Here is an 8,433-nt window from a genome sequence, read left to right as displayed (position 1 = left end):
TTAAATAAGATGAATTACACCGGTCCTCTTTCTGTTGAATGGGAAGACAGCGGTATGGATCGGATCTATGGAGCTGAAGAAGCTCTCCGCTTTGTCCGCAATGTTGACTTTGATCCTTCTAATCTGGCCTTTGATGATTCGATGGAGAAGTAATTTTTCAATTTTTAAAAATTAATAATTAATTCTAAAGCAGTTAGCTGATCGTTTCGCTAACTGCTTTTTTTGTCTATTAATTCGATATAAAACGACTGTTTTACGAGCATCTGCATGTACATTAATATAAAAATCCTATATAATAAAAAATAAAGATAATAATTAAAAAACTATAATTAAGACTATAACATTATTTTAAGTATTAGGGTGTGATAATTATCAAGAAAAAAGATAAGATCCTAAAATTGGTTAAAGAGATGACTCAAGACCGTTCAAAAGGTATGACAGCCAAAGAGGTTGCTAAAGAAGCAGATATTACTAGATCAACTGCCAGCCGTTATTTAAACAAATTAGTTAAAGAAGGAAAAATGAAAAAGACAAATAGTCGGCCGGTTTACTACAGTATTATTAAAACAAAAATAATTTTAAAAAGTAAAAAACTGGATAATATAATAGGAGCAGATAAAAGTCTCAAAGTTTCGGTGCAGCAGGCAAAGGCTGCTATTTTATATCCACCAAATGGTCTCCATACTCTTTTATTAGGTGAGACTGGTGTCGGTAAGTCAATGTTTGCAGAGTTAATGTATAATTTTGCTGTTGAAGAAGAAGTCATCAGCTCAGATGCACCATTTATAAAATTTAACTGTGCCGATTATACAGATAATCCTCAGCTTTTAATGGGGCAGCTATTTGGTGTTAAAAAAGGAGCTTATACTGGCGCCGAAAAAGATTCCAAAGGTTTTATTAAAAACGCTGATGGAGGTATATTATTTTTAGATGAAATTCATCGACTTCCGCCTCAGGGACAGGAGATGCTCTTTACTTTTATTGATAATGGTTTTTTTAGAAAGCTTGGAGATACAGATGAGATAATTGAAGCAGATGTCAAGATTATTGCAGCAACAACAGAACCCCCCGGTTCCTATTTATTAAAAACATTTCAGCGCCGAATTCCGATGGTGATTGAACTTCCTGCCCTTTCAGATAGAAGTTTAATTGAAAGATTTCAGCTGATTAAATATTTTATCAAGCAGGAGCAAAAAAGAATCGGCAAAGATATTTATATTTATAAGAATGCTTTAAAATCATTTTTATTATATGACTGTACCAATAACATTGGTCAGCTTAAAAGTGATATTCAGCTTGCCTGTGCAAAAGCATTTTTGAATTTTAAGTCAAAACAAAAAAATAAAAGCAGCTGTCTCAAAATTGGACAGGAAGAACTTCCATATCATGTTAAAAAAGGTATTATGAATCTGCCGAATAAAAGGGAAGAACTTGATGAACTGATAAAAAATAGGGGAAATTTAATATCTTTTAAAGAGAACGGCAGCAAAACAGAGCAGCGGCAAAAAGATAAAAAAAATAAAGACTATCAGTTTTATGATGTTATAGAAGATAAAATGAACACTCTTGAAGATAATGGTCTGCCACAAGAAGAAATTAATCAGATTTTAAATATAGATATAGAAAAGCATTTTAAAAATTACATTGGCGATTTATCAGCTAATTTCAAAAAAAGTAAAATTGAAAAAATTGTGGGAGAAGATATAGTAAGTCTTGTTCAGGAGATACTTGATTTAGCAAAAAATCGATTGGACAGAAGTTATGATGAAAAAATTTATTATGGGCTGGCCCTGCATTTAAAAAGAAGTATAGCCAGAATTAGAAATGATAATAAAATTTATCACCCGAATTTAAATGAAATTCGTTCAGAACACAGCCAGGAATTTATCACTGCTATGGAAATTGCAACAATTATAGATCAGAAGTTTTCTATCAAGACACCTCTGGATGAAATTGGCTATATCAGCATGTTTTTAACCGAAAAACCCTATAATTATGGAGAAACTGATGTCAATAAGGTAGGAATTTTAGTTGTGATGCATGGTAAGTCTACTGCCAGCAGTATGACAGAAGTTGTAAACAATCTAGTTGGGGAAGAACACGCTGTCGCTGTTGATATGCCTTTGGAAATGAGTCCTAATGAAGCTTATAAAAAAGCTAAAGCTAAGGCAAAAGAAATTGATAATGGTAGCGGCATTATTGTAATGGTTGATATGGGTTCTTTAAATAGTTTTGGGGGAATGATCGCAGAAGAAACTGGTATTAAAACAGAAACAATTACGATGGTCAGTACTCCAACAATTTTAGAAGCCTCTCGCAAAGCAGTACTTGGGGATTCTTTTGCTGATATAATTGAATCAGTTAATGAAATTGGAGGAGAAAGCTATCAGCAAAATTTTGAAGTTGAAACTGAAAGAGATAATAATTTAAGTTCTAGTGAAACAACGAATAAGAATCTGGATGATTTTGCAATAGTAACAGCTTGTTATACTGGTGAAGGTGCTGCCAGGGAGTTAAAAAATATAATTGAAAATAATTTAAATAGTAATTTGAGCTATAGAATAATTAATTTGAGCTTAATGGAAGACAATAACTTAGAAAAAGAAATTAAGAAATTAGAAAAAGAATATAATATATTAGCTGTTGTAAGTACGATGCCTTTGGAATTAGAATCAGTTCCTTATATTTCTGCTTTAGATATTTTGGGTCAGGATGGAATTGAGAAACTAAGTACAAAATTAAAACACGAAGAAATGATATTTAATATTAAAACTTCACTAAAGGATCAATTTAGTAATTTTAATAGTTTTAAAATGGTGGATGACCTAAGAACTGTAATAAATAATATTGAAAGCAGATTTAAGGAAGAATTAGATTTTGGAGTAAAGATAGGTATCATTATTCATATGGCTTATATGCTCGAAAATGCAAAAAAAGATGGTAATAGAAAGCAGTATGAAAAGTTAAATGAATTTATTACAAAGAATAAAAACTCATTTGCAGTAGTCAATTCTGAGATGGAAAGACTGGAGTCTGAATATAATTTAGATATAACTGATGATGAAAAGGCCTATATAACAGAAATGTTTTTATACAACTAAAATACAGTTTGAAGTTAATGTGTAACCATATTAATTAGTGTGCAGAACTATTTTGCACACTAATTTTGTATTTTATGGGGTGTTTTTTATTAATTTGCAAAGTTATTTTAAATAAAAACAATCTATAAACCTTGTAATAATTGGATTTCTAATAAAAAAACAAATAAATATTAAGAAAATTATAGTTTTGGTATGATTAATGCATTTTATATAAGCGAAGATAAAAACAACTATCCATTTCAAACAAATCAAGAAGAAATGAAAGGAGGCAAAAATTTGAAAAGCTGTTTAATTGAATTAAAAAATAAGACTGGTCTTCATGCAAGACCGGCATCACAATTTGTTAGTGAAGCTAAAAATTATGAATCAGAAGTTGAAATTGAAAAGGATAATCGCAGTGTTAATGCTAAAAGTATAATGGGCTTAATGACCCTTGAAGCTTCATATGGAGATAAAATTAAATTAATAGTGAATGGAAATGATGAAGATAAAGCTTTAAAAGAACTGGCTGAATTAGTTAAAAGTTTTGAATAAATTTTTTTAACATAAAAACAGGAGGAATATAATATTATGAAAATTTTATTAGTTTGTAATGCTGGAATGAGTACAAGTATGTTAGTAGAGAAAATGAAAGATGAAGCGGCTAATAGAGACTTAGATTATGAAATTAAGGCTGAATCATGTAATAATTTTGAAGATGTTGTAGAAAAATATGATGTTGTACTTTTAGGTCCCCAAATTAAGTACAAAGAAAAATCATTTAAAAAGATTGCAGAAGAAAAAAATGTTGCCCTTGATGTTGTAGATTCAGCTGCCTATGGTATGGTTGATGGCGCAAAAGTATTAGATCAGGCATTGTCTTTACTTAATGATTAAACTTACTTATTAAATGGGAGGATATGATAATGAAGAATAAATTATTTAAAATATTAGAAGATAAGTTTTTACCTGTTGCTGGGAAAGTTGGAGAACAGAGACATTTACAGGCAATAAGAGATGGTCTGATTGCAATATTACCGATGTTAATTATTGGATCAGTAGCTTTAATTGTAGCCTTTCCTCCGATTCCATTTTTAGCGGAATTAGTTGCACCATATGTAGACAGAATTTTAATGATTCAAAATGCTACTTTTGGTTTAATGGCTTTATTAGCTTCTTTCACAATTTCTTATTCTTTAAGTAAAAAATATAGTCTGCCGCCATTAGAATCAGCTCTTTTAGGATTATCTTCCTTTGTTTTATTGGTACCATTAACTGAAAATGGAAATTTAACCCTTTCCTGGTTGGGTTCTGATGGATTATTTATAGCAATTTTGGTGGCTCTGTACTCTGTTGAAGTTCAGCGGTTTATAGTAGAAAAAGATATTACTATCAAAATGCCAAAAACCGTACCACCTAATGTTGCGAGATCATTTTCTGCTTTAATTCCAGTCTTTATAGTCCTTTTATCGGTCTGGGTCTTTAATCAAATTTCTTTAACATTTGCAAGCATTTCTATTCCAGAATTAATAAATAATACAGTTACTGCTCCGTTATTGTTAATTGGAGGAACATTCCCTGGTGTTGTTGTTTTAATACTGGCAATTAGTATTTTCTGGTTTGTTGGGATTCATGGTTCAAGTCTTGTAATTGGAACAGCGGGTCCGGTATTATTAACTTTGCTTGATCAAAACACAAATGCTCTTTCTGCAGGCGCTGAAGTTCTTCCAAATATAGTAAACCAACCATTCCTAGAAATTTTTATAAATATGGGAGGTTCTGGTTCAACTTTTGTTTTGGCCCTTTTATTAGTCTTTGCAGCAAAATCAAAACAGTTTAAAGCCATTGGTAAAACTGCTATTGGACCTGGTCTATTTAATATTAATGAACCAATTATTTTTGGTATGCCAATTGTAATGAATCCAGTTATGCTGATACCGTTTATTCTAGCACCGCTTTCAGCTGCAGCTATAACTTATGCTGCAATGGCTTTAGAATTGGTTGCAAGACCATACACCTTGATTCCCTGGACAACTCCACCTTTAATTAGTGGATTTTTAGCAACAGGTGACTGGAGAGCAATCATCTTGCAAATTGTTACAATGACAGTCGCTGGCTTAATTTATTATCCGTTCATGAAAATATTAGATGAAAAGAATTTGGCAGACGAAAAAGCTGCTGGAGAAGTTGAGGAAGAAGCGGCAACAGCATAAAAAGATAAAATATATTCAAGATAATTTATAAAAATATAACTATAAATAGAGGTGAGATTATGACAAGTGAAGAGGTAGTTTTTAAAATAATATCTGCTGCCGGTAATGCCAAGGGTATAGCTTTTGAAGCTCTTGGACTTGCTCGGGAAGGAAAATTTGAAGAGGCAGATCTAAAATTGAAAGAGGCAAAAGAATTTTTTCATGAAGCTCATGATGTCCAAACATCTTTAATTACCAAAGAGGCACAGGGTGAAAAAACTGAAGTTGGTATCTTAATGGTTCATGCTCAGGATCATTTAACAAGTGCAACTTTAACTAAAGATTTAATTGAAGAAATGATTAAAACTCAAAAAGAACTACATGAATTAAAAAAGGAGTTGGGTAAATAAAATGTTATCTGATAGAGGTATAAAGGTAGCTACAATTGGAGGGGGTAGCAGTTATACCCCTGAAATTATAGAGGGTTTTATTAAAAGATATGATGAATTTCCTGTTAAAGATTTATATTTAGTAGATATAGAGGAAGGTAAATGGAAACTAGATATTGTTGGTGATCTTGCTAAAAGAATGGTTGCAGAAGCAGGAGTAGATATCAATATCTACCTAACCTTAGATAGAAGAGAAGCAATCAAAGATGCCGATTTTGTTACAACTCAGTTCAGGGTTGGACTCTTAGATGCAAGAATAAGGGATGAAAAAATACCGTTAAGATATAACTGTATAGGTCAGGAGACAACTGGTGCTGGTGGAATGGCCAAGGCTTTAAGAACAATTCCTGTAATCCTGGATATTGCAAAAGATATGGAAGAGCTTGCACCAGATGCCTGGTTAATAAACTTTACTAATCCAAGTGGAATTATTACTGAGACAGTAAGTAAATATACTGATATCAAAGTTTTAGGATTATGTAATGTTCCGATTGTAATGGAAAAGATGACAGCAGAAATATTGGATGCTGAGCAAGATAAATTAAGAATGGATTTTGTTGGTTTGAATCACCTAGTTTGGGGTCGAGGAGCTTATTTAGAGGGCGAAAATAAGATTGAAGAAGTATTAAATAAAATTGCTTCAGGAAACTTCAAAGATGTTGAGAATGTTCCGGATTTTGAATGGGGTAAAGATTTATTAAAGTCAGTAGGAATGCTGCCCTGTCCTTACCATAGATATTATTACCTTACCGATTTAATGCTGCAGGAAGAAATTGAAGCTGCCCAAACTGAAGGCACAAGAGGTGAAGTTGTTAAAGAATTAGAAGCAAGTCTCTTTGAACTTTATAAAAATAAAGCTCTAAAAGAGAAACCAAAAGAATTAGAAGAAAGAGGAGGCCAATATTATTCGGATGCTGCCTGTGATCTAATAAGTGCTATTTATAATGATAAAGGAACATTACATTATGTAAATGTTAAAAATAATGGTACAGTAAATTGTCTTCCAGATGATTCTGTAATTGAGAGAACATCTTATGTTGGTAAAAATGGAGCTACACCGTTAAATGTTGAACCGCTTCCTTCTCAGGTTAAGGGATTACTGCAGGTTGTAAATGAGTATGAAGCTTTAACAATTGAAGCAGGAGTACATGGTGATTATGATTCTGCTTTTCAGGCCTTAACTATCCATCCGCTTGTTGAAAGCAGTATAGTTAAAAATTTATTAGACGACCTTATTGATGAAAATATTGATTATTTACCGCAGTTTCAAAAATAATTGATTTAAGATAATTTAAAGAAATAGAATAATCCAATTAGGAGGAAAATATAATGATCCATAAAAAATTAAAAGATTTTCCCGAAGACTTTCTCTGGGGTGCTTCTACATCAGCTTATCAGTTTGAAGGTGCCTGGAATCAAGATGGTAAAGGACTTTCGGTAATGGATGTAGGTAATCATCCTGAAGATGTGACAGATTTTAAAGTTGCAAGTGACCATTATCATAATTATAAAGAAGATGTAGCTTTAATGGCAGAAATGGGTTTTAAAACTTATAGATTTTCAATTGCCTGGACCAGAATAATTCCAGAAGGAACCGGTGAAGTAAACCAGAAAGGAATTGATTTTTACAGCAATTTAATTGATGAACTTTTAAAATATGATATTGAACCCTTAGTTACTATGTATCATTTTGACCTGCCGCTTGCTTTACAAGAAAAAGGTGGATGGGAAAACAGAGATACAGTTGATGCTTTTGTTAATTATGCTGAAGTTTTATTTGATGAATATGGAGATCGAGTTAAGTACTGGTTAACAATCAATGAACAAAACATGATGATCTTACACGGAGATGCTTTAGGGCTCTTAGAAGATGATCCGGATGATGTTCAAAAAGGATTATATCAGTCAAATCACCATATGTTAGTTGCTCAGTCTAAGGTGTTTGATCTCTGCCATCAAAAAGTAGAGTATGGAAAGATCGGTCCAGCTCCAAATATTTCAACTGTTTATCCCGCTTCCTCTAAACCAGAAGATGTACTGGCAGCTGATAATTATTCTGCCATTAGAAACTGGCTTTACTTAGATGCAGCAGTTTTTGGCCGATATAATGCAACTGCCTGGAGCTTTATGGAAGAAAAAGGTATCACGCCAGAAATTAAAGATGGCGATATGAAGATTCTGAAGGCTGGTAATCCAGATTTTATAGCTTTTAATTACTATACCAGTGCTTCAGTAGAAGGAGATTTTGAAGACAAAAAAAAGAAAAGTAATTATGATGGAGATCAACAGGTTGTAGATAATGAACCTGGTTTTTATAAACGTCATCAAAACAAAAATTTAGAAACAACTGATTTTGGCTGGGAAATTGATCCGGTTGGTTTTAGAACAACTTTAAGAGAAATCTACAGCAGATATAACTTGCCCTTGATTGTAACTGAAAATGGTCTCGGTGCTTACGATGAACTCGAAGATGATGATACAATCAATGATGACTATCGAATTGATTATTTAAGAAAGCATATTAAACAGGTTCAGCTTGCAATTACCGATGGGGTAAAAGTGTTTGGATACTCTCCTTGGTCAGCCATTGATTTAGTTAGTACTCATCAAGGAATTAACAAACGTTATGGCTTTATTTATGTTAATCGAGATGAATTTGATCTGAAAGATATGCGTCGAATTAAAAAGAAAAGTTTCTACTGGTATCAAAAT

General features: G+C 32.3%; 7 protein-coding genes. All 7 read left to right on the top strand.

Features of this window, described 5'->3' with window-relative positions; all coding sequences use genetic code 11:
* The first annotated feature begins 398 nt into the window (after positions 1-398).
* Entirely contained in the window at positions 399-3,101 is a 2,703-nt protein-coding gene (locus CI949_RS13235) for a sigma 54-interacting transcriptional regulator (RefSeq protein WP_290767211.1), read from the top strand.
* 276 nt (positions 3,102-3,377) lie between these two features.
* Positions 3,378-3,635, top strand: coding sequence for an HPr family phosphocarrier protein (locus CI949_RS13230; protein WP_290767209.1), 258 nt, complete (start codon positions 3,378-3,380; stop codon positions 3,633-3,635).
* 36 nt (positions 3,636-3,671) lie between these two features.
* Positions 3,672-3,977 carry a PTS sugar transporter subunit IIB gene (locus CI949_RS13225; protein WP_134060099.1) on the top strand — a complete coding sequence of 102 codons (306 nt, stop codon included), beginning with the start codon at positions 3,672-3,674 and terminating at the stop codon, positions 3,975-3,977.
* A gap of 29 nt (positions 3,978-4,006) precedes the next feature.
* Positions 4,007-5,293 carry a PTS sugar transporter subunit IIC gene (locus CI949_RS13220; RefSeq protein ID WP_134060101.1) on the top strand — a complete coding sequence of 429 codons (1,287 nt, stop codon included), beginning with the start codon at positions 4,007-4,009 and terminating at the stop codon, positions 5,291-5,293.
* 59 nt (positions 5,294-5,352) lie between these two features.
* Complete coding sequence (locus CI949_RS13215) at positions 5,353-5,682, top strand: PTS lactose/cellobiose transporter subunit IIA (protein ID WP_134060103.1); 330 nt, start codon at positions 5,353-5,355, stop codon at positions 5,680-5,682.
* Between the two features lies 1 nt (position 5,683).
* Positions 5,684-6,997, top strand: a complete 1,314-nt coding sequence (locus CI949_RS13210) for a 6-phospho-beta-glucosidase (RefSeq protein WP_290767204.1) — start codon at positions 5,684-5,686, stop codon at positions 6,995-6,997.
* Positions 6,998-7,050: 53 nt separating this feature from the next.
* Positions 7,051-8,433 (top strand): glycoside hydrolase family 1 protein (locus tag CI949_RS13205; RefSeq protein WP_290767202.1); only part of this gene is annotated, 1,383 nt, incomplete at its 3' end.

The sequence above is a fragment of the Halanaerobium sp. genome (genome assembly GCF_003070835.1).
This window is presented reverse-complemented; position numbering and strand designations above follow the sequence as displayed.

What these genes read in the sequence shown, in the direction of transcription:
- CI949_RS13215 (WP_134060103.1), top strand. Translation starts at nt 5,353, where the DNA reads ATGACAAGTGAAGAGGTAGTTTTTAAAATAATATCTGCTGCCGGTAAT.
- CI949_RS13225 (WP_134060099.1), top strand. Translation starts at nt 3,672, where the DNA reads ATGAAAATTTTATTAGTTTGTAATGCTGGAATGAGTACAAGTATGTTA.
- CI949_RS13210 (WP_290767204.1), top strand. Translation starts at nt 5,684, where the DNA reads ATGTTATCTGATAGAGGTATAAAGGTAGCTACAATTGGAGGGGGTAGC.
- CI949_RS13220 (WP_134060101.1), top strand. Translation starts at nt 4,007, where the DNA reads ATGAAGAATAAATTATTTAAAATATTAGAAGATAAGTTTTTACCTGTT.